Source organism: Kiloniella litopenaei, assembly GCF_000982415.1.
GTDB lineage: Bacteria > Pseudomonadota > Alphaproteobacteria > Kiloniellales > Kiloniellaceae > Kiloniella > Kiloniella litopenaei.
Genome location: NZ_LANI01000003.1, coordinates 393,043 through 414,584, shown reverse-complemented (window position 1 = coordinate 414,584; position 21,542 = coordinate 393,043). Strand labels below are relative to the sequence as shown.

Here is a 21,542-nt window from a genome sequence, read left to right as displayed (position 1 = left end):
TTCTTTGTATATGGATTGTCAGATTCCTTTGGTTAATCTGACATGAAAATGAAACCTGACCTTGTTAATGCAATCCATCTGATTGTGTATATGGTGAGGAATTTATGATGGATGATCTGGCTGTTGAGCTTCCGGATGAGGGGGCTGAAGATTGTGAAAAGGAAATTGATCATCCTGATTGTGACTGGCTGGCGACGAAATCACCCAAGCGTTTTATCAATCGGGAACTATCGTGGCTGGCGTTTAACTTCAGAGTATTGGAAGAGGCCAGTAACCCGCAACACCCCTTGTTAGAGCGCCTGCGTTTCGCATCGATTTCTGCCAGCAACCTTGATGAATTCTACATGGTTCGTGTTGCCGGGCTGATGGGGCAGGTTGCGGCCGGTATCACCAGACTCAGTCAGGATGGCCTGACACCAGCGGAACAGCTACAGGAAATTTCAATTCAGGCTGGGCGCCTGATGCAGCAACAGCAGATTGCTTTGCAGGATGTGTTTGCCAAGCTTCGGGCCAAGAATGTTTTCCTTTTAAGCCCGGATGAATTGAACCCCGATGAAATAGAGTGGCTGACATCCTGGTTTCAAACCCAGGTTTTCCCGGCCCTGACGCCTCTGGCGGTTGATCCGGCCCATCCCTTCCCTTTTATTCCCAATAAAGGATTGGTTCTGGCGCTGGAATTGTCTCGTAATCAGGATAATCGCCTGATCAATGGACTTGTGCCCATTCCCCATAACATCAAACGCTTTGTTAAGTTGCCGGGCAATCAAGACCGTTTTATTGCGCTGGAGAATGTTATCCGCATGTTTATGGATACACTGTTTCCGGGCTTTGAGCTTCTGGGGGATGGTCTCTTCCGCATCTTGCGAGATTCGGATGTTGAGGTTGATGAAGAGGCGGAGGATCTGGTTCGAACCTTTGAAACCATGCTGCGGCGTCGGCGTCGGGGATCTGTGATCAGGTTACAGATTGATGCGTCTATGCCGGAAAGCTTGCGGGCCTTTGTCACTAAACATCATCTGGTGAATGAGAACGATGTTTTTGTTTTGGCGGGTATGTTGGGTATTTCTGACGTGTCCCAGATGATTGTGTCGTCGCGGCACGAGCTGCTATTTGAAAGTTATACGCCACGTTTTCCGGAACGAATCAAAGATTTTGGCGGGGATTGTTTCGCAGCCATCCGGGCCAAGGATTTTATTGTTCACCACCCTTACGAAAGCTTTGACGTTGTCGTGCAGTTTGTGAAACAGGCCGCCCGTGATCCAAAGGTTGTTGCAATTAAGCAAACGCTCTATCGTACATCAAATCAGTCACCGATCGTGCGGGCGTTAATTGACGCTGCAGAAGCAGGAAAGTCAGTGACGGCGCTGGTTGAATTGAAGGCACGATTTGACGAGGCTGCTAATATTCGTTGGGCACGTGATCTGGAACGTGCTGGCGTTCAGGTCGTCTATGGTTTTGTTGATCTGAAAACCCATTCCAAACTGTCTATGGTGGTGCGACGGGATGGTGACGGGATGAAAACCTACGTTCATTTTGGAACTGGTAATTATCACCCGATCAACGCCAAGATCTATACAGATCTCAGTTTCTTTACCTGTGATGAGAAACTGGCGCGGGACGCGGCCTGCCTCTTTAACTTCACGACCGGATCGGCGGCACCCAAGGGGATGGAAAAGCTGGAATATGCGCCAAACACCCTGCGTCAGCGGATTAAAAAAGAGATTGAAGCCGAAATCAAACACGCCAATGCGGGCAAGCCGGCGGCAATCTGGATCAAGGTCAACAGCCTGGTCGATGCCGATATCATTGATGCGCTTTATGAGGCCAGTAATGCCGGAGTGCAGATTGAAATAGTGGCCAGAGGAATTTGTTGTCTGAAAGCAGGCATCGCAGGCTTGTCAGAAAACATACAGGTACGCAGTGTTGTTGGGCGCTTTTTGGAGCACAGTCGCATTTTTTGTTTCGGTAATGGTCACGATCTGCCATCGCCAGATGCCAAGGTGTACATTTCGTCAGCAGATTTAATGCCCCGAAATCTCGATCGCCGGGTAGAGGTTATGGTGCCGATTGAAAATGATACCGTAAAGCGTCAGGTTCTGGACCAGGTTATGTTTGCCAATTTACAGGACGAAGCGCAGAGCTGGATTATGCAGGAAGACACGACCTTTAAGCGTATGGAGCCGATTGGTGTCGGTTTTAATGCCCATAACTTCTTTATGACGAACCCAAGCTTATCCGGGCGCGGCAAAGCCCTCAAAAAGAGTATGAACAAAAAGCGGCGCAAGAAATAGTATGATTAAGACGGTTTGTATTTTACGTGCTGTCGCAGCGATAACAAAAAAGCCGGAACCAGTGGGTTTCGGCTTTTTTGTTATTTCTTAAATGACGGGCTTCTGCAGAAACCGCAATGGCCCGTACTGCAATGGCACCTTTTACTGGTATTGAGTTCTCTTGATTGCCAGATCCCAACCCGCAAGATTTTGTTTTCTGGTTGCTTCATCCATTACGGGCGTAAAGCTTCTATCCAGTTTCCAGTTTTCTTTAATATCGTCGAGCGATTTATAAATTCCGTGCTGAAGACCCGCCAGATAGGCTGCGCCCAGTGCGGTGGTCTCTGCGACAGCCGGGCGATCAACTTCAAGGTTTAGCGTATCGGAAAGAAATTGCATGACCCAGTTATTGGCGACCATGCCGCCATCAACTTTTAGTGCCTTTGGCTCAATGCCATCGTCTACCATAGCTTCAAAGAGGTCTCTGGTTTGATAACAAACGGCTTCCAGTGTCGCGCGGACGATTTCTTCCGGGCCACTGTCTCTTGTTAACCCGTAGATCGAGCCACGGGCATGCGGATCCCAGAACGGAGCGCCGAGACCCGTAAAGGCGGGGACAAGGTATACGCCTTTATTGTCCGGAAGATTTCGGGCCATCGCTTCGGTCTCTGAGGCCGATTTAATTATCTTAAGACCGTCGCGCAGCCATTGGACGGCGGCGCCGGATACAAAAATAGCCCCTTCCAGTGCATAAGATGTTTTACCATTAATTCGATAGCCGATGGTGGTGAGCAATCGGTTTTTTGATGCCAGAGGTTTTTCACCTGTATTGAGCAGGACAAAGCACCCTGTGCCATAGGTGCTCTTGATGTCGCCTGCGTCATAACAGGTTTGGCCAAAACTTGCCGCCTGTTGATCGCCTGCGATGCCCTGAATGGGAATCGGTGCCCCAAATATATCGGCACTGGTTGTGCCAAAATCAGCGGCAGAGTCTTTTACCTCGGGCAAAAGAGATGCGGGAATATTAAACAGTTCCAGAAGATCATTATCCCATTGGAGATCATGGATGTTATAGAGCATGGTCCTGGACGCATTGGTTGCATCTGTTGCGTGGACCTGGCCATCGGTCAAACGCCAAAGCAGGAAGCTATCGATGGTGCCAAAGGCAAGTTCGCCACGTTCAGCTTTTTCGCGTGCACCATCAACATTATCGAGAATCCAGGCAACTTTTGTTGCTGAGAAATAAGGGTCAAGTAACAGGCCTGTTTTGGCTGTGACTTTGTCTTCCTGATTTTGCTCTTTCAGTTTTGAACATAGTTCCGCTGTACGCCGGTCTTGCCAGACAATTGCGTTGTAGATCGGTAATCCGGTCGACCTATCCCAGATTACGGTTGTTTCCCGTTGATTGGTAATGCCAATGGTGACGATGTTTGCGCCTTTGGCTTGTGCTGCTTTCAGGGCTTCGCGGGATACTTCAAGTGTTGATGACCAGATGGCCTCGGGATCATGTTCAACCCATCCATCTTCTGGGAAGATCTGTGGAAACTCTTGTTGGGATGTTGCAATGTTGTTGCCCTTGACATCAAAGATAATTGCCCGGCTGCTTGTTGTGCCCTGATCAATTGAAAGAATGTGTTGGTTTTCGCTCATTCCGGCTTCCCTTTTGACTCCCCTTGGAATTTGATCTTTACTTTCGTATGTTCGTTTATGAAAGTAAAGTGAACATCGGTTCCTTTTTTGTTAGAAATTGAGTAAAAGGGGCCAAGTGCTGATAAAAAGCGCGAATTTGTTAGTGGGGAATACAGATGAATCTGGAAAAACTTAGTCGTCGTCAAAGACAGATTCTTGAATTGGCGAAGAATAATGGCTTCGTATCCATTGATTCAATGGCACAGGATTTCTCTGTAACAACACAAACCATCCGTCGGGATATAAACGAACTTTGTGACGCCAAATTGCTCAACCGCTTTCACGGTGGGGCCAGCTTCAGCTCTTCTGTTCTTAATCTCGACTATACGCAACGTCAGGGTATCAACGCGCAGGAAAAAGAGGGCATTGCCCAGCTTGTCGCGCGTGAAATTCCAAACAATGCGTCGCTATTTATCAATATGGGTACGACAAACGAAAGTGTTGCACAGGCTTTGATGGGGCATACGGGCCTGCGCGTCATTACAAACAGCCTGAGTGTTGCCCACATTATGAGTCCGAACCCCAGCTTTGAAATTATTGTGGCTGGCGGTGTTGTTCGCAATGTTGATCGCAGTATTATTGGTGAAGCGACAATTGATTTTTTCCGTCAATTCCGTGCCGATTATGGTGTGATCGCCGTTGGTGGTATTGATGAAGACGGCAGCCTTCTTGATTATGACTATGGCGGTGTCCGGGTTTCCCAAACTATTATAGAAAACGCCCGCCACACACTGCTTGTTGCTGACAGTAGTAAATACGGTCGAAACGCATTGGTGCGCTTGGGGCATTTATCTCAGATCGATACATTGGTTACGGATAGTATGCCGACTGAACCTCTGTCTTCTATCATCAAGTCACTGGATCTTGAAGTTCTCTGCTAGGCCTCGATTTCAGCTCGGATTCTGATAATTTTTTGTAACTGAACATTCATATTCATTGATCGATTTACTGTGATCATTTTTTAATATTGACTTTAGTTTGATATTATTTGTGGATCTGTTTTTTTAACTTTTTGTTTTAAATTGATTTTTTTGAAATTTGACTCTTAAAACAGCTTTGAGATCATTCCTTTTTATTCGGCTTTTTTGTCATAAAATATTCACTTTAGAAAAATATGACTTGCGTTTATGTTCAAAAATGAACATTTTGTCATCAAGAATTACAAATTAAGTCCCTGAGGAGCAGATTATGGCGGTTCGCGTAGCAATTAATGGTTTTGGTCGTATTGGCCGACTTGTGTTGAGGGCCATTATTGAATCCGGTCGTGACGATATCGAAGTTGTTGCTATCAACGACTTGGCGTCTGCGCAGGCCAATGCCCACCTTCTCAAGTACGATTCAGTGCATGGCACGCTCCGTAAAGATATCAAAGCTGACGACAAGGCCTTGATTATTGAAGGCAAACGCATTGCAGCCTTGTCAGAACGTAACCCCGCTGATTTGCCCTGGGGCGAGTTGGGGGTTGATGTTGCACTGGAATGCACCGGACTGTTCACCGATCGCGAAAAAGCCTCTCTGCATCTTGAAGCAGGGGCAAAGAAAGTGTTGATCTCTGCACCGGGTAAAAACGCTGATCTAACCGTCGTTTACGGTGTGAACCACCACAAGATCGCGCCTGAACACACGATCGTTTCCAATGCGTCCTGTACAACAAACTGTCTGGCCCCTGTTGCACACGTTCTTAACGAACTGGTTGGCCTGGAAGAAGGTTTTGTCACAACGGTTCACGCCTATACTGGTGACCAGAACACAGTTGATACAATGCATTCTGATCTGCGCCGTGCCAGAGCCGCTGCACTTTCAATGATTCCAACATCTACGGGTGCGGCCCGTGCCGTTGGTCTTGTGCTGCCAGAACTTGATGGCAAGTTAGATGGAACGGCTGTTCGTGTCCCAACAGCAAATGTTTCCATGATTGATCTTGTCTTTACCGCAGGGAGAAAAACAACCGCCGAAGAAATTAATGCAGCAATGGTGGCTGCGTCCGAAGGTGCGCTCAAAGGTGTTCTCGACATCAATGATGAGCCCCTGGTTTCAATAGATTTTAACCACTCCCCTGCCAGTTCGACCTTTGATCTGACGCAAACCCAACTTGTTGGTGATCGTCTGGTTCGTGTCTTGAGCTGGTATGATAACGAGTGGGGGTTCTCCAACCGTATGGTTGACACTGCTGTCGCCCTGGGGCTTAGCCTCTAGGTCTACTTGATCAGGAGAGAGTAGAGGGCTCTCTCCTGATCTTTTTTTCGATCTTTATTGATGGAAATAAAGGCAGTGTTTTATTGAGAAGCGCTATAAAAGTAAAAAATCGGCACGAGTTCGCGTGCCGTTTTCTGTATTCTAATTCTGAGCTCGGATTTTGGAGTACAATCCAAGAGTTTCGTTGATCGAGACAAAACTGTCGTCGTTGAGCCAAGCTTTTGTAATAGAAAACTGATAAGACAGATAAAACAGGATATAATCCTGAAATAAACATACTGAAAAGGTTCCTGAAATGAAACGTAAGCGTCTTTGTAAGATTGTGGCGACACTTGGCCCGGCCAGTTCGGATAAGGAGACTATTACGGCGCTGTTCGAAGCGGGTGTCGATACTTTCCGTCTTAATTTCAGCCATGGAACCCACGCAGATCACAAAGAGCGCTATGATCTGATCCGTGAAGTCGAAAAAGAAGCTGGCCGTCCTATTGCGGTCTTGATGGACTTACAGGGACCCAAGTTACGTGTGGGCCGCTTTGTTAATGATTCGGCAGAGTTGGCAAATGGCGCAACCTTCAAGCTGGATATGAAGGATGAGCTCGGTGATGCAACCCGGGCAACATTGCCACACAAAGAAATTTTTGATGCGCTTGAAATTGGAACTGACCTGTTGCTGGATGATGGTCGTATCCGTTTACGTGTCACCGCTATAAACGGAACAGAAGCCACGACCGAAGTTGTGGTTGGTGGTGTACTGTCCAACAACAAAGGGGTTAATGTTCCGGGCGTTGTCCTGCCTTTGTCAGCTTTGACTGAAAAAGATTTGCTGGACATGGAATTTGGCCTTGAGCTCGGTTGTGACTGGTGCGCGTTGTCATTTGTTCAACGCCCGGAAGATGTCATGGAAGCGCGCAAGCTTGTTAACGGGCGTGCTGGTGTCATGGCCAAGCTGGAAAAGCCGTCCGCTATAGAACAGCTTGAAGCCATTGTTGAGTTGACCGATGCGGTTATGGTCGCCCGTGGTGACTTGGGCGTTGAGTTGCCGCCGGAAAATGTACCTGTATTGCAAAAACGAATTATTGGCACCTGCCGCGAACATGGAAAACCCGTGATTGTGGCAACACAGATGCTGGAAACCATGGTTTCCGCGCCAACGCCGACGAGAGCAGAAGCATCTGATGTTGCCACAGCCGTTTATGATGGCGCTGATGCTGTGATGTTATCGGCTGAATCTGCCAGTGGTGCCTATCCTTTCGAAGCTGTGACGATGATGAACCGGATTATAGAAACCATCGAAAAAGATCCGCTCTATCTCAAGCTGGTACACGCGGATGAAATTTTGCCAAATCCGACAGAAGCTGATGCGATTAGTGATGCGGCGCGTCATGTTGCTGATTTGGTCAATGCAAAAGCGATTGTGACCTTCACGACGACTGGCAGTACGGCCTTTAGGGCTGCACGGGGGCGCCCCAATACACCATTGCTTGGATTGACACCTGATTTACGTGTCGCAAGAAAGATGTCTCTGGTTTGGGGCGTTCACTCTGTAAACACACGGGATGTCAGCAGCTTTGGTGAAATGGTCGGTAAATCAACGCGTATTGCTCGCCGCGAAGGTTTCTGTGAAAACGGCGATAAGGTCGTTGTAACGGCAGGGGTTCCGTTTGGTACACCGGGCGCGACAAATAATCTTCGCATTGCTACGGTTGGTCAGCACGAAAAGCCTGATCCAATTTCGTAATCTCGATCTGAAACAAATACTAAAAAAGCAGCCTAAAGGCTGCTTTTTTAGTATGGCTAATGGAACGCCACATAGTTAAATGGCCAGATTTTATCGGCTTTAAAGTTTATTGAGGGGAATTTTCAAATACCTGTCGCCATCTTCTTCTTTTGGGGGAAGGTCGCCAGCACGCATATTCACCTGAATTGAAGGAATCAAAAGGGCTGGCATCGCGAGTTGTTTGTCTCGCTCTGTTCGCATTTTGATAAATTCATCTCTTGTTACGCCGTTGTGTGCGTGCAGGTTGCTATCCCGCTGTTCCTGAACGGTACTTTCCCAGGCAATCTGGCGGCCGTTGGGTGCATAATCATGGCAGGTGTAAAGCTTTGTGTTTTCATCCAGGGCCAAAATTTTTCCGATTGAATCGTATAGTTGTCCGGCATCTCCGCCCGGAAAGTCCGTGCGTGCTGTACCAAAGTCAGGCATGAAAAGAGTATCCCCAACAAAGGCATTTCCATCTATTAAGTAAGTTACGCAAGCAGGTGTGTGCCCCGGAGTATGGATAACCTTACAGGTCGTGTTGCCAATCTGGAATTCTTCACCATCTTCTAACAGGTGGTCAAATTGTTGTCCTTCTGTGTTGAAGCCTGGTTCTGCATTGTAAATTGTCTTGAACGTTTTTTGAATTTCGGGGATGTGGTTTCCAACGGCTGTCTTTCCGCCAACACTTTTCTTGATAAATGGGGCTGCACTGAGATGATCGGCGTGTACGTGGGTTTCAAGAACCCATTGGCAGGTAAGGCTTTCTTTGTGGATAAACTCAATGATTTCCTGTGCACTCTGTGTTGACGTCCGGCCTGAACTTGCGTCGAAATCAAGTACAGAATCTATTACAGCACATTTCTTGGCCTGATTGTCCCAAACCACATAGGAAATTGTATTGCTTTCATCATGAAAGAAAGCTTTGATCTTTACCTGCATGCGGGTCTCCATTTTTCAGAAAGGATAACATCAACAACTATAAGATGGGTAATTTTGTTTATATGGATAGTGTTCACCGTTGATTGGACGTTTTCTTTATACTTGTCCAAGCTTTGCTTGATCTTAGATAGGCAGCATGGTTTTTATTTTTATCGATCTGGGGTGAATTCTTTGCTGTCATTGTAAGTGTATGGGGGCTGAATCATCAGTTGTATGGTCTGATCCGATAAAAATACATATTTTTTAATGGTTTTCTAACCCTCAGGGCATATCGTTATTCGCAAGGTAGTTGTGCTTTCTATCCTGAAAAATGGTAGTTAGTGATATTGTGGTTCAGAAAGACCTTGTATTGCATCAAGATATAAAAAAATCACGAATTATTATCGTTGGTGATGATGAAGCCTTTTGCAAAGATATTTGCATTTCGCTTAGTGATGCCGGCTTTTCGACCGTCATCATTTCTGAGGTCTTTGAGCCGGATGCCCAGATTAAACCTGATCTCTTTTTGATTTCAGCAAGTTCATTGGGCCGCAAATTAACACAAGATGTCTCTCAGTTTAAATCATTGCCTTGGGCTCAACGGTGCCCAATCATTTGCATCTCTGATGACAATTTGAATGCTGTAGGGCCGGAAACCACAGCTTTATTCGATGACTTGGTCGTTTTCCCCAGAGATATTGATCGTTTGGGATTGAGTTGCCAAACATTGCTGAGCATTTCAAATGAACGATCAAGGTTAGAAGCTGAGCTGGCAAAGAAAACACAAAAAGCTGACCTTGCTCTTGTTTTATTGAAACAGGCCGAGAAAAAAATATTAGAGCAAAATCCGGCTCTTCCTGAAAAAAACAAAGAAAACCAAAATATTATCGCAGATATGAGTCACGAACTGCGAACGCCTTTAAATGCAATACTAGGGTTCTCTGAAATCATGAAGCAAGAGAGATTTGGGTCTCTTGGGCATGAAAAATATCTGGGATATGCTGATGATATTCATAATGCAAGCAGGCATTTGTTAGGTATCGTGAATGATGTTCTGGATCTTGCTAAAACAGAATCAAGCGAAGAGAATCTTGTGATTACAGAGGTTTCTGCGCGTGATGCAGTGAATGAAACTTTGCGTCTAATGGCTTTACTGGCTGAAGAATCTGGGATTGAGCTCTCAGCGAACATTCCCGACGAATTTCCGAATTTGAAAACGGATGAACGCCGTTTTAAACAAGTTCTGACAAATTTGGTATCTAATGCTGTTAAATTTACCAGAAGGGGTGGGCGCGTTAGTGTTGAAGGGCAATATGATACTGATAACGGGGCCGTTTTGATGGTTATCCGTGATAACGGTGTCGGCATGTCCCCAGAAGAATTAGCTTTGGCCTTGTCACCATATGGACAGGTACTCGAAGCGCAAACTCATACTCATGTACGTGGAACAGGTTTAGGGTTGCCTGTTTCAAAAAGGTCTATTGAAGCGTTGGGGGGGGATTTTTCAATCACGAGTGAACCTGGTCTTGGTACAGCAATAACACTACGATTCCCACCAGATCTGGTTGTGACGAAGTAGTTTTGTTAATGCTCTTTCTTGCGAGCGGCATCAGATATTTTAGATTGCAGCTTTTGATTCTTTATTGCTTCTAGTCTTCTTTTTTCGTCTTGTTCGGCTTTTGCTTGTGCAATTGAACGTAACGGCTTGGCTAAATAAGGGCTTGAGGCAACTGACAACGAGCTTTTCATCATGTTATCCACAGAGTTTTCCACAACATGTGGTGTTGATCCTGATTAGATATACACAATTTACAGTGATTTGGAAAGAAATTAAATCTTGAGTAGTTGTTTTTGCTGTATTTATACTTTTTGAGTGTATTTATGTGTGTTTTGGGCTTCAAAAGGTGCCAATGTGGCTAGTCGGTCTTGACCTCTGGGTATGTAGCCCCCAATTATAGGCTTGTGGCGCTGCATAGGCAGGTTACACATGTATTTACTGGCTGCCATTTGGGGCCGTAATAGGAATGACCCTTGCTCTTTCGAGGAGGTATAGTTGTCAAGATTGTCTTTATTTAATAGCCCGCTCATGCTTGGATTTGAACAGTTTGAGCAGGCCGTGGATATGATTTCCAAAACTGCTTCAGATGGATATCCCCCGTATAACGTTGAAAAAGTTAGCGAAAATAAAATACGTATTACGTTAGCTGTTGCCGGGTTTTCCCAAGAAGATATGCAGGTTCAGATTGAGAATAATCAACTTGTTATCAAGGGAAAGGCAAAGTCAGATGATGATAAAGAATACCTCCATCGCGGGATAGCAGCCCGACAGTTTAGACGTGCTTTTGTTTTGGCCGAAGGAATAGAAGTCTTGGATGCGAAGTTGGAAAATGGCCTTTTGCATGTTGACTTGGAACAGCCCCTTCAAAATATCGCTATTCGTAGTATCGAAATACAAACAAGCAGCGAAAAATCATCGGCGACGGTAATTGAAGATAAAAAAAGTTAGATTTCTGGAAGAATAAAGTCCGTAAGAAATATTACTGATTGATGGTTCCTTAAGAATAGGGAACTATAGTAAGAATAATTTTGCAGGTCGTTTAGCGAACTGTTGCTGTTAAAGCTGGAAAAGAGTGATGATGATTAAGCAAGTAATATCGGAATTAATGACAGATCAGGATATGACTGCATTGGGGCTGGAAATTGTGGCCTATGTGAAGCCCGTTGAAGTCGAGGGTGATGCTTGCTTTGGTATTTATGCTGCTGATGGAACTGAGATAACAGTCGTAAGCGACCGAGATGTTGCCTTTGCTGCTGTTCGTCAACAGGACCTAGAGCCTTTAAGCGTACACTAAGACCAAAAGTTGAAATGAAGTTGAAAAAAAGCCCCGAAATTCGGGGCCTTTTCTATTGTGTATTCAGAACTTGTACTTATCAGGCCGCATGGCTTGTGGCTGTGGCACTTAAAAGGGCATAAATGCCATCATCACTTTCTGTTCCCCGAAGCTTTTCGCATGTTGATGCATTCCGTAAGAAACGGGATACCCGTGCAAGAGCTTTGAGGTGATCAGCACCAGCTGTTTCCGGGGCAAGAAGTAGGCAGATAAGATCTACGGGTTGTTCGTCGATTGAATCGAAATCAATCGGCCGCTCTAGCTTAACGAAAAAACCGTAAAGTCTGTCGAGGTTTGGTAGTTTGCCATGTGGAATAGCAATACCTTGACCAATACCAGTCGTGCCGAGTTTCTCTCTTTCGATGAGAACTTCGAAAATATCTCGTTCTTCTGTTCCGGTGATCTCAGATGCACGTTTCGCAATTTCTTGTAGAAATTGCTTCTTGCTGTTGACTTTCATGTCAGCAGCTACGGCATCTGGGCCGATAAGGTCAGTTAGTTCCATTACATGTAGTCTTTATTTATTCGCGTCTTAGCTTGTTGATGGGTCAACCCACCCGATGTTTCCATCTGCACGACGGTAGATCATGTTTAGACCCCCGTGTTTGCTATTGCGGAACATCATGGCTGGAAGATCTTCCAGATCCATACGCATAACAGCCAAACCAGCTGTTAACGTGGGGATTTCAGTTGCCATCTCTGCAACGATCAAAGGACTGTCTTCGACTTCCTCTTTCTGATCATCTTTTTCTTCTTCGCCCGATAGGATGTAATGCTGAGCGTGAGTTGCTTCTTTGCCGCCTTCAGCATGATCATCACGAAGTTTGCGTTTATGACGGCGCAGACGCTTGGATAAGCGCTCAGCAGCCAGATCAAATGCAGGATATGGTTCACCTGCTTCGCCATTTGCTTCTAGGCGAATGTTTTTACCTACATGTGCAACGACAGTTGCACGGTAGAGGTAGGCATTTTTGGACATGGTGACATTTACATCAATGGCATCACCAAAATACTTATCCAAAGTAGCGGAAAGATTGTCTTCTATATGAGTGCGCAGCGCGTCGCCAACGTCGAGCTGCTTGCCTTTAACGGAAAGCTGCATGTGAACAAATTCTCTGAATTGTTAAGGGGGTTAGCGTAATGGCCATATGTGCCAGTCAAGCCCCGCTATCTGGGGCGGCACCATAGTGACGTCGTTTATCGGAGTCAAGGATAGTAGGTTGAACCATGTTTTCCTCCCGTAGTGATACACGACATAGGTAGTATACATAGTCTTTTGGAATAAGTCGATTTTGTTACGTGAAAAAATTTAAAAAGAGAGCTTTTTTTCGCGTCTTCTTTGTACCGATGAAGGGATTCCCAAGGCTTCGCGATATTTTGCGACAGTACGTCGCGCAATGTCGATTCCTTCTGCCTTAAGTTTGGTCACCAGGGCATCATCGGACAGAATTTTCTTTGGATCTTCTTGATCTATAAGGTTCTTGATGCGGTCTCGAACGGCTTCTGATGAATGGGCGTCACCGTCCCCTCCGCTAATAGAAGAGGTGAAAAAATACTTCATTTCAAAGGTGCCGCGCGGTGTGACCATATATTTGTTAGAGGTCACACGACTGACCGTTGATTCATGCATTTCAATGACTTCGGCAATATCCTTCAGAGTAAGAGGCTTTAGGGCCTGTACTCCTTTTTGGAAAAAACCATCCTGTTGACGTACAATTTCTGTTGCGACTTTGAGGACGGTTGTTGCACGTTGATGTAAAGCTTTGATGAGCCAGTTTGCCGATTGCAACTGTTCAGAGATGTACGACTTATCTTCCTTAGTTCGTGCCAGATCTGAAACAGTTCCGTGGTATTTATTATTGATTAGAACTTTCGGCAATGCATCGTTATTGAGCTCTATACGCCACCCGCCAGCATTATCAGATTTAATAATAACCTCTGGGATTACAGTCTCTACATCACTGGTATCAAAGGTCGCGGCTGGTCGTGGATTAAGAGCGCGAATTTCCGCGATCATGTCCGTTATGTCTTCTTCGTCGACTCCACAGACTTCTTTTAAAGCTTTTAGATCGCGTTTCGCGAGTAGCTCTAAATTATCGAGCAATGCTTGTATTGCAGGGTCTAGACGGTTTTTTTCGGCTAATTGAATGGCGAGACATTCACCGAGATCACGTGCGCAGATGCCTGCGGGGTCAAATGACTGCAGGGTTTTGAGTACAGATGCAACCAGGTCCAAGGGGCACCCTAATTGATCTGCAATTTCATCGAGCGGGGCTTTCATATAGCCAGCTTCATCAACATGATCGATGAGGTGAACACCAATCAAGCGTTCTGTTGGTTCGTCGACTTCCATTTGTAACTGTTCGCGAAGATGGTCACGAAGAGTAATCGTGTCGCGTAATCGATTTTCCAGCGAATATTCTGCGTCATCAAAGCGGGTGTTTCCCCCTGCACCCCAGCTGGAAAATGCTGTATCCTGGTCATTCCACTGATTGTCCGGACTGCTGTCGTAATAATTATCGTAATCGTTATCGAGGGGTGTCTGGTTATTGTCAGGCAAAGTATCTGCGTTTGATAATTCTAACGAGTCCGGTTGCTGGTTTTCATTCTCTGACGGGGCTGCGGCTGCAGAGTGCAGGTCATTAGTATCAGTATCGACAAGAGTGGAATTTTGGGTGCCGTCATCCCGGTCCAAAAGAGGGTTTTGTTCGATCTCTTGTTGGACGTAGTCAGCGAGCTCTATGTTGGACAGTTGCAGTAGCTTGATTGCTTGCTGTAACTGCGGGGTCATGACGAGGCTTTGACTTTGCCTCAGCTCTAATCTTTGCGAAATTGCCATAGGTATAACCCTTAAAGGCTAAACCTTTCTCCTAGGTAAACGCGACGCACATCATCATTATTTACAATTTCACTCGGCGTGCCTTCCATCAGCACCATGCCATCGTGAATAATGTAAGCTCTATCAACAATATCAAGGGTTTCTCGAACATTGTGGTCTGTGATCAAAACCCCGATACCACGATCTTTGAGGTGCATAACCAGATCGCGGATGTCACCGACAGCAATCGGATCAATACCAGCGAGTGGTTCATCCAGCAAAATAAAACTCGGATCAGAAGCAAGGGCACGGGCGATCTCGACACGTCTTCTCTCACCACCAGACAAGGCGATTGCAGGTGTATTCCGCAGATGGGTGATTGAAAATTCAGCAAGCAGACTGTCCAGTTTTGCTTCTCTCTTGCTGCGGACCGATTCAACAACTTCAAGCACGCCGCGAATATTTTGCTCAACGGTCAGGCCCCTGAAAATAGAAGCTTCTTGTGGAAGATAGCCAATGCCCATGCGCGATCTACGGTACATAGGAAGGTCGGTAATGTCTTGATTGTCCAGGGTAACCCAGCCTGAATCAGGGGAAAGCAAGCCTGTGATAATATAGAAGCTTGTGGTTTTACCAGCACCGTTTGGGCCAAGAAGACCAACAACTTCACCCCGTTGAACGCGCATGGTCACAGCACGAAGAACCGGGCGTTTTTTGAAGCTTTTGCCAATATTGGTTGCCATCAGGCCCTGATTGTCAGCGACAAGTGATGGTTTGGTGCCGCTTTCTGTCTGGGCAGGGGGGTGCTTTTCGGTCATGGTTTTTTCTTTTTACTGGATGGCAGAATGAGGCCTTGAACAGGTTTACCGCTTTTGCTGACAAGCTTACTGACACCGGTTGCCAGATTGAACTGTGCTTCATCCCCATTCATTTGGTTTTCACCCTGTGTGATTTTTACATTTCCGATGAGATTGGCAAGTTCTCGTTTAACAAAATATATGCCTTTATCACCAGTAGCATACTCTGTTTTAGTTGCAACCCGAACATCGCCATGTGCGTCAATACGCTCTATCTCTAGCTGGTTATCGGCATCGCGAACGAAGTGAGCTGTTAGGACGTTGCCATGGACGCGTTTATCTTCGCGAACGGCAATTGCATTGCCACGGGCTACGGCAAGCTGTTTTGCTTCCCAGTATTCAAGGCTGTCACGGGCTGTAATAGTGTCTGCGCCACTGACCATGCGCAGGTTTTGTCCGGTAAGAACCATTACCTGTTTGTCTATGTCATAAACACCGTTGTCGCCATAAGCTGTTTCGCCTGGAGAAACAATTTTAACGTTTCCAACAGCATCGACGCGGTAGATTTCGGTTCCACCTTCAGCGCCTTCGCGGTAATGTGCAATGAGTTGATCGCCAAAAACTTCAAGCTCACCCTGCGCAGCACGGGCATTTCCGCTTGCGACGTATTGATTCAGATCTCTGCGCCATTCAATACCTTCGTCGGCATTAATTTCAAGGGGAACGTTGCTTTCGCCCAAGCCTTCTGTCAGGCCTTGACTTAATGCGAGCTTGCTTTGTGTTGTTGCTATGCTGAAAACCAAAGCCAGAATTGCGAATAAACGGGTCATTGTTTCAGGGCCTCCTGAGCCCCAGGAAGGATGATCAGCTTGCTTTTGCCTGTAAAGGTTATGCGTTTGCCACGATCCGTGATGATAAAGCCCTCGGCATTTATTGTGCCAGCTGGCCCGTGGCCTTGCACTGGTAGCTGCCCATAAGCAGATCCTGCTTTTGCGTCAAACATTGCTTCTTCAGTTACGATCTCAAAGCCTTGGTCCTGAAAAATGTTTACCTGTCCGTTCAGATTCAGATATTTTGCATCCCTGTCATACAAGCCTGTTTGTGCCGAAAGGGCAAGCCATGTGCCGTCTTCAAGTGTGATATCTGCCTTGGGGAGAGTTAGGAAAATTTCGTTTTCACGTTCACTGGATTGTTCCGCAAGGTCGGCAATAATTGTGTAGGGCTGATTCTTCTCATCAAGTCCCAGATACTTGGGATTCAGGGCACTTAATGTGTCTGGAGTACTTGATTCCAGAATGCTGTTACCAATAGCGGTTCCTTCGGTAATGACTTGTTCTTCCAATTGAGGCCAGACAACAACCAGAAGAATCAGGACAACAGCAAAGAAGGGGAGCGTTACTTTCGCGATACTGACAAAAACACTGTACGCGTTGCCACCGGAAAAACGAGGCGGCTTTACAGGTGTCGCAAGTTCCGTTTCGTTTGTGGAAGCAGAGTTATTATCTTTGTTGGATCTGGCAGGTGAGCTCATCCGGTTCAAGACCTCAGGCGATTCCTGCGCGGAGGCAGTCGTGAATATGGATTATGCCAACGGGCATTTCGTCCTCGGTGACAAAGAGACTTGTGATTGAGCTTTCGTTCATTTGCCCCAGTGCTTCTGCGGCAAGAGCCGAAGGGCGAATGGTTCTTGGGGCTGGCGTCATAACGCTTTCTGCCGTCATTGATAATATATCCGTATCCATATGCCGCCTTAAATCGCCATCAGTAATAATACCTGTAAGCTGGCCATCAATATTTGTAACGCCGATACATCCAAAAGAGCGTTGCGTCATGATCAGAATGGTTTCTGTCATAGAGGTGCTTCCTGCGCAGAGGGGAAGCTCACTACTATGCATAATGTCCGATACTCTCAGAAGCTGATTCCCAAGTGCTCCACCGGGGTGAAATACTTTGAAGTCCTGTGGCTGAAAATTCTTTTGTTCCATAAGGGCAACGGCGAGTGCGTCGCCCAATGCAAGGGACATGGTTGTTGACGTTGTCGGTGCGAGACCATGGGGGCATGCTTCAGGCAGTGATGGTAATATAAGGGCAACGTCTGCGGCTTCGGCCAAAGTAGAAGTCTTTCGGCTGGTCATTGCAATAAGCGGAATGCCAAAGCGCCTTGTATAGGTGATCAGGTCACTTAGTTCTGATGTGTTCCCTGAATTCGACATGGCGAGCACAGCGTCATTGCGGGTGATCATGCCGAGGTCGCCGTGACTGGCTTCGCCTGGATGAACGCAGTAAGCGGGGGTTCCCGTTGAGGCCAGTGTTGCAGCAATTTTTTTGGCGATGTGGCCGCTTTTCCCCATGCCGGATATAATGACACGTCCTGTCACATTGGCCAGAATGTTCAAGGCTTCGGTAAAGCTGCCGTTAAGTTCAGTGCTTAATTGTTGAAGGCCCTTGGCCTCTAAATCAAGAACCCGACGCGCCGTTTCAATTGCTTGTGTCGCGTTGGTTGGTGTTGTTGTCATGTCCGGCTCGGAATTATGAACTACATTGGCCATTTATTTAGACTTAATATCCCATTTCCTGGATTTATATCCCGGATAAAATGCAAACTGGCACCAATGGTGCATGCCATGCACAATTGGTACACCTTATTTGCTGTGAAGTAAAACCGGCACTTTAAAAAAGTGCCGGGATTTAAGCTCGGATACTTGGTCAGAAAACCTAGTCACCTATGTAGATCGTAAAATGGGCATTAATAATGGCGTCAAGATGGCGCGTGTTCATGAATGCGCGAAAATGTCTGTTTCATCCCACCCGGCAATATCCAATTTTGCTCTCCAAGGCAGAAAGTCAAAGCATGCCTTTGCCATTTCGCTGCGACCTTCTCTGGCAAGTCGTTCATCCAGAATTTTTACCATACGGTGAAGATACAGGACGTCAGAAGCTGCATAGCGAAGCTGATCTTCGCTTAAATCAGGGGAGCCCCAGTCAGAGGACTGTTGCTGTTTTGAAATATCGACACTTAAGAGCTCTTTGCACAGTTCTTTCAGTCCATGGCGATCAGTGTAGGTTCTGATCAGCTTGGAAGCAATCTTTGTACAGTAGACAGGGTTACAGGTGACGCCGAGGTATCGTTCGATTGCAGCCAGATCAAATCGAGCAAAGTGGAAGATCTTTGTAACATCTTGATTCGTGAAAAGGGCTCTCAGGTTTGGGGCGTCAAAGTTTCCATCTTTGAACTGGACCAGGTGGCAGACACCATCACCTGCCGAGAGTTGGATAAGGCAAAGACGATCTCGGGAGAGATTGAGGCCCATGGTTTCTGAATCAACGGCCACGGACGTGCCGAAATCTATGTCGTCTGGCAGGTCTGTTTGGTGTAGGTGAATTTTTACATCGCTCACAATGTGGCTCCTGATCTATATTGTGCCTAATGGTTAGGCTGTAACAAGGTGGTTGGTCTGACAATAAGACGTATAGTCTAGTAATAAAACGTCGACTTTGTGTTAATCTCGGCATTCTCGCTGCAAAGTTTCTTCTGTCAAGCGTGATTGCTGGTTTCTGTTGCTGTCGCGAAATGCGTCGTCCTAATACCAAATCTCTGTTCAGATAAGGGTGGAAAATGAATTCTTCAAAGATTGTAACTGTTTTCGGTGGCACAGGTTTTGTCGGTCGGTATGTCGTGGCGCGGTTGGCAAAAGCTGGTTGGCACGTACGTATCGCCGTTCGTGATCGTACGCAGTCATCTTTTTTGTCTTGTTGCGGTGATGTCGGAAGTGTGACTTCTGTTTATGTTGATGTGACCAATAAGGACGCCTTGGCACAGGTAATATCGGGTTCTGCCGCTGTTGTTAACCTGATCGGTATTTTGTTTGAAGGTGGAAGGCAGCGTTTCGACAATTTGCATTCTGTCTTGCCGGGCATGCTAGCCGAGATTTCGCAAAAAAATGAAGTTTCGGCTTTTGTGCAAATTTCAGCAATTGGCGCAGATGTTTCGTCCCCCTCTGCCTATGGGCGCAGTAAAGGTGAGGGAGAAGCTGCTGTTTTGAAGTCTTTCCCGTCTGCGAGTGTTTTGCGGCCAAGTATTGTTTTTGGGCCGGAGGATGATTTTTTTAATCGTTTTGCCCGCATGGCTGCTGTGAGTCCCTTTTTGCCGCTGGTGGGTGGGGGTGTCGCCAAGTTCCAGCCTGTCTATGTTGGTGATGTGGCGGAAGCCGTTTTCAGGAGTGTTGAGCGGCCTGAAGAATACGGGGGGAAGATATACGAACTTGGCGGTCCCAGGGTTCTCTCTTTCCGAGATTGTCTGGATCTTTTGCAAAAGTATACCGGGTGTTCTCGATCTTATCTTGCTTTGCCGTTTCCTGTTGCATATGTGCAGGCTCTTTTTATGGAGCTCCTGCCTCAACCACCTTTGACACGGGATCAATTAAAGATGCTCAAGAAGGATAATGTAGTTGCAAGTACAGCTCTTGGATTTGATGAGTTTAATATTTCCCCTGTCGATGTTGAGGTTGTCTTGCCGACATATTTAAAAATGTATTCGAGAGAGTGATAGTTATTTAGTCTCAAATCGGAACTATATTTTTATAGTTAAGGCGTAGGTTTTGTTTTTTGGCCTGCGTTCTGTCGTGTGATTTGACAAATAGGTCAAATATAGTTACCTATATTGACTATTGATCATTGCGATGAATTACGGGTGCGGCCCAGACTCCAATGAAGTAGCCAGCAAGCTTCTGTAAATAAAAATAAAATAGTTGCCCGATTAGGAGAGAGACAATGTCTGAAAAGATGCTGAAGTTTGTTCAGCAAGGCAGGGAGATGCCTGAAAAGAGACCTGCGGATCAGCGGAACGAAGATTTTCGTGAAATTTACGATTCTTTCTCGGAAGCTGCAGCGCAAATTCAGGCGAGCCGTTGTTCACAATGTGGTGTGCCCTTTTGTCAAATTCATTGTCCCGTCTCTAACAACATCCCGGACTGGTTGATGCTGACGGCCAATGGTCGTTTGGAAGAAGCCTATGAAGTCTCTCAGGCGACAAATAATTTTCCAGAAATCTGTGGACGTATTTGCCCGCAAGACAGATTGTGCGAAGGGTCGTGTGTTATCCAGCAATCCGGGCATGAAACCGTTACGATTGGTGCGGTAGAGAAGTATATAACCGATACCGCATGGGAAAAGGGTTGGGTTCAACCTGTAAAGCCTGTGCGCGAACGCGCTGCAAGTGTTGGTATAATTGGTGCTGGTCCGGGTGGCCTTGCGGCTGCTGAGCAGCTTCGACGCAAGGGGTATCAAGTTCATGTTTATGATCGTTATGATCGGGCCGGTGGTTTGCTGTCCTATGGTATTCCCGGGTTTAAGCTGGAAAAATATGTTGTTGATCGCCGGATCAAGCTGTTGGAAGACGCTGGAATAGTTTTCCATCTTGGCATTGATATTGGTGGTTCAACCTCTTTTGCAGAAATTCGTGACAAGTATGATGCTCTTTTGATTGCAACGGGTGTGTATCAGGCGCGGGATCTTCGTCTGCCGGGAAGCGAGCTTGGTAATATTCTGCCTGCGCTTTACTATCTGACAGAAGCAAACCGGAACGATCTTGGCATGAAATCCGATCACATGAGTGACGGTTTGAACGCGAAGGATAAGGATGTTGTTGTTATTGGCGGTGGTGATACGGCCATGGACTGCGTCCGAACAGCTGTTCGTCAGGGGGCAAAATCAGTCAAATGTCTTTATCGACGCGATAAAGAAAATATGCCGGGCTCAGAGCGTGAAGTGAGGAATGCTGAAGAAGAGGGTGTCGAGTTTGTGTGGCTGTCATCACCGGATGCCTTCGTTGGTGACGAAAACGTTCGCGAAGTTCTTGTGTCAAAAGTGCACCTAGGGATGCCGGATTCATCGGGCCGACAGGTGCCTCAGATCGTGCCTGATTCTCGCGAAGCTATTCCTGCTGATCTGGTGATCAAGGCGCTTGGGTTTTCGCCGGAGAATCTGCCCCAGCTATTTAATGAGCAAGGGTTGGAAGTTAGCAGCTATGGTACGTTAAGGGTCGATAATACGACCATGATGACGGCACTGGATGGTGTTTTTGCCGCGGGTGATATTGTGCGTGGTGCGTCATTGGTGGTCTGGGCGATCAAGGATGCCCGTGATGCCGCTGAACAAATACATAGTTATATCGAGCGCAGAAAAACTGCCGCCGCCTGAGGAGAG

At 46.5% G+C, this 21,542-nt stretch carries 20 protein-coding genes; 9 read left to right on the top strand and 11 right to left on the bottom strand.

The window, feature by feature from the left end:
• Nucleotides 1-107: 107 nt before the first annotated feature.
• Nucleotides 108-2,291, top strand: a complete 2,184-nt coding sequence (locus WH95_RS06030; protein ID WP_113771987.1) for an RNA degradosome polyphosphate kinase — start codon at nt 108-110, stop codon at nt 2,289-2,291.
• Between the two features lie 141 nt (nt 2,292-2,432).
• Here the strand turns inward: WH95_RS06030 and glpK are convergent, their stop codons facing one another.
• Nucleotides 2,433-3,920: a glycerol kinase GlpK gene (glpK, locus tag WH95_RS06025; protein WP_046504298.1), complete on the bottom strand. Its 1,488-nt coding sequence runs from the start codon at nt 3,918-3,920 to the stop codon at nt 2,433-2,435.
• A gap of 155 nt (nt 3,921-4,075) precedes the next feature.
• On the opposite strand from glpK, the gene WH95_RS06020 reads away from it, so the two are divergent.
• The 3 genes from WH95_RS06020 to pyk all read left to right on the top strand — a co-directional run bounded on the left by WH95_RS06020 (nt 4,076) and on the right by pyk (nt 7,893).
• Nucleotides 4,076-4,840, top strand: coding sequence for a DeoR/GlpR family DNA-binding transcription regulator (locus WH95_RS06020; RefSeq protein ID WP_046504295.1), 765 nt, complete (start codon nt 4,076-4,078; stop codon nt 4,838-4,840).
• 307 nt (nt 4,841-5,147) lie between these two features.
• On the top strand, nt 5,148-6,155 hold the full coding sequence (gene gap / locus WH95_RS06015; RefSeq protein WP_046504293.1) for a type I glyceraldehyde-3-phosphate dehydrogenase: 1,008 nt from the start codon (nt 5,148-5,150) through the stop codon (nt 6,153-6,155).
• A 295-nt stretch (nt 6,156-6,450) separates the two neighbouring features.
• The gene (gene pyk / locus WH95_RS06010; protein ID WP_046504291.1) at nt 6,451-7,893 is read left to right on the top strand and encodes a pyruvate kinase; all 1,443 of its coding nucleotides are present in this window, start codon (nt 6,451-6,453) and stop codon (nt 7,891-7,893) included.
• 99 nt (nt 7,894-7,992) lie between these two features.
• On the opposite strand, the gene WH95_RS06005 is transcribed toward pyk, so the two are convergent.
• Nucleotides 7,993-8,853 carry an MBL fold metallo-hydrolase gene (locus WH95_RS06005; RefSeq protein WP_082114006.1) on the bottom strand — a complete coding sequence of 287 codons (861 nt, stop codon included), beginning with the start codon at nt 8,851-8,853 and terminating at the stop codon, nt 7,993-7,995.
• 310 nt (nt 8,854-9,163) lie between these two features.
• Here WH95_RS06005 and WH95_RS20455 point away from each other — a divergent pair, with 310 nt between their 5' ends.
• Nucleotides 9,164-10,411, top strand: coding sequence for a sensor histidine kinase (locus WH95_RS20455; RefSeq protein WP_052741830.1), 1,248 nt, complete (start codon nt 9,164-9,166; stop codon nt 10,409-10,411).
• A 5-nt stretch (nt 10,412-10,416) separates the two neighbouring features.
• Here the strand turns inward: WH95_RS20455 and WH95_RS05995 are convergent, their stop codons facing one another.
• Nucleotides 10,417-10,593, bottom strand: coding sequence for a hypothetical protein (locus WH95_RS05995; protein WP_157845899.1), 177 nt, complete (start codon nt 10,591-10,593; stop codon nt 10,417-10,419).
• Nucleotides 10,594-10,885: 292 nt separating this feature from the next.
• On the opposite strand from WH95_RS05995, the gene WH95_RS05990 reads away from it, so the two are divergent.
• Nucleotides 10,886-11,338, top strand: a complete 453-nt coding sequence (locus tag WH95_RS05990; protein ID WP_046504283.1) for an Hsp20 family protein — start codon at nt 10,886-10,888, stop codon at nt 11,336-11,338.
• A 127-nt stretch (nt 11,339-11,465) separates the two neighbouring features.
• A complete protein-coding gene (locus WH95_RS05985; protein ID WP_046504281.1) occupies nt 11,466-11,684 on the top strand; it encodes a DUF1150 family protein in 219 nt (72 codons plus the stop codon).
• 79 nt (nt 11,685-11,763) lie between these two features.
• On the opposite strand, the gene ptsN is transcribed toward WH95_RS05985, so the two are convergent.
• The 8 genes from ptsN to WH95_RS05945 all read right to left on the bottom strand — a co-directional run bounded on the left by ptsN (nt 11,764) and on the right by WH95_RS05945 (nt 18,736).
• Nucleotides 11,764-12,228, bottom strand: a complete 465-nt coding sequence (gene ptsN, locus WH95_RS05980; protein WP_046504279.1) for a PTS IIA-like nitrogen regulatory protein PtsN — start codon at nt 12,226-12,228, stop codon at nt 11,764-11,766.
• A 27-nt stretch (nt 12,229-12,255) separates the two neighbouring features.
• Nucleotides 12,256-12,825, bottom strand: a complete 570-nt coding sequence (hpf, locus tag WH95_RS05975) for a ribosome hibernation-promoting factor, HPF/YfiA family (RefSeq protein ID WP_046504276.1) — start codon at nt 12,823-12,825, stop codon at nt 12,256-12,258.
• Between the two features lie 207 nt (nt 12,826-13,032).
• Nucleotides 13,033-14,562, bottom strand: coding sequence for an RNA polymerase factor sigma-54 (rpoN, locus tag WH95_RS05970; protein WP_046504274.1), 1,530 nt, complete (start codon nt 14,560-14,562; stop codon nt 13,033-13,035).
• A gap of 11 nt (nt 14,563-14,573) precedes the next feature.
• Nucleotides 14,574-15,359: an LPS export ABC transporter ATP-binding protein gene (gene lptB / locus WH95_RS05965; RefSeq protein ID WP_046504272.1), complete on the bottom strand. Its 786-nt coding sequence runs from the start codon at nt 15,357-15,359 to the stop codon at nt 14,574-14,576.
• Nucleotides 15,356-16,168 (bottom strand): LptA/OstA family protein, encoded by an 813-nt coding sequence (locus tag WH95_RS05960; RefSeq protein WP_046504269.1) that lies wholly within the window; start codon nt 16,166-16,168, stop codon nt 15,356-15,358. The genes lptB and WH95_RS05960 overlap by 4 nt, the downstream gene beginning before the upstream one ends.
• A complete protein-coding gene (gene lptC, locus WH95_RS05955) occupies nt 16,165-16,869 on the bottom strand; it encodes an LPS export ABC transporter periplasmic protein LptC (protein WP_052741829.1) in 705 nt (234 codons plus the stop codon). Before lptC ends, WH95_RS05960 begins: the two co-directional genes overlap by 4 nt.
• A gap of 13 nt (nt 16,870-16,882) precedes the next feature.
• Complete coding sequence (locus WH95_RS05950; RefSeq protein ID WP_082114005.1) at nt 16,883-17,887, bottom strand: KpsF/GutQ family sugar-phosphate isomerase; 1,005 nt, start codon at nt 17,885-17,887, stop codon at nt 16,883-16,885.
• Between the two features lie 225 nt (nt 17,888-18,112).
• Entirely contained in the window at nt 18,113-18,736 is a 624-nt protein-coding gene (locus WH95_RS05945) for a ribonuclease D (RefSeq protein ID WP_082114004.1), read from the bottom strand.
• A 218-nt stretch (nt 18,737-18,954) separates the two neighbouring features.
• Here WH95_RS05945 and WH95_RS05940 point away from each other — a divergent pair, with 218 nt between their 5' ends.
• Nucleotides 18,955-19,884 (top strand): complex I NDUFA9 subunit family protein, encoded by a 930-nt coding sequence (locus tag WH95_RS05940; protein WP_046504267.1) that lies wholly within the window; start codon nt 18,955-18,957, stop codon nt 19,882-19,884.
• Between the two features lie 224 nt (nt 19,885-20,108).
• Nucleotides 20,109-21,536 carry an NAD(P)-dependent oxidoreductase gene (locus WH95_RS05935; protein WP_046504264.1) on the top strand — a complete coding sequence of 476 codons (1,428 nt, stop codon included), beginning with the start codon at nt 20,109-20,111 and terminating at the stop codon, nt 21,534-21,536.
• Nucleotides 21,537-21,542 lie beyond the last annotated feature (6 nt).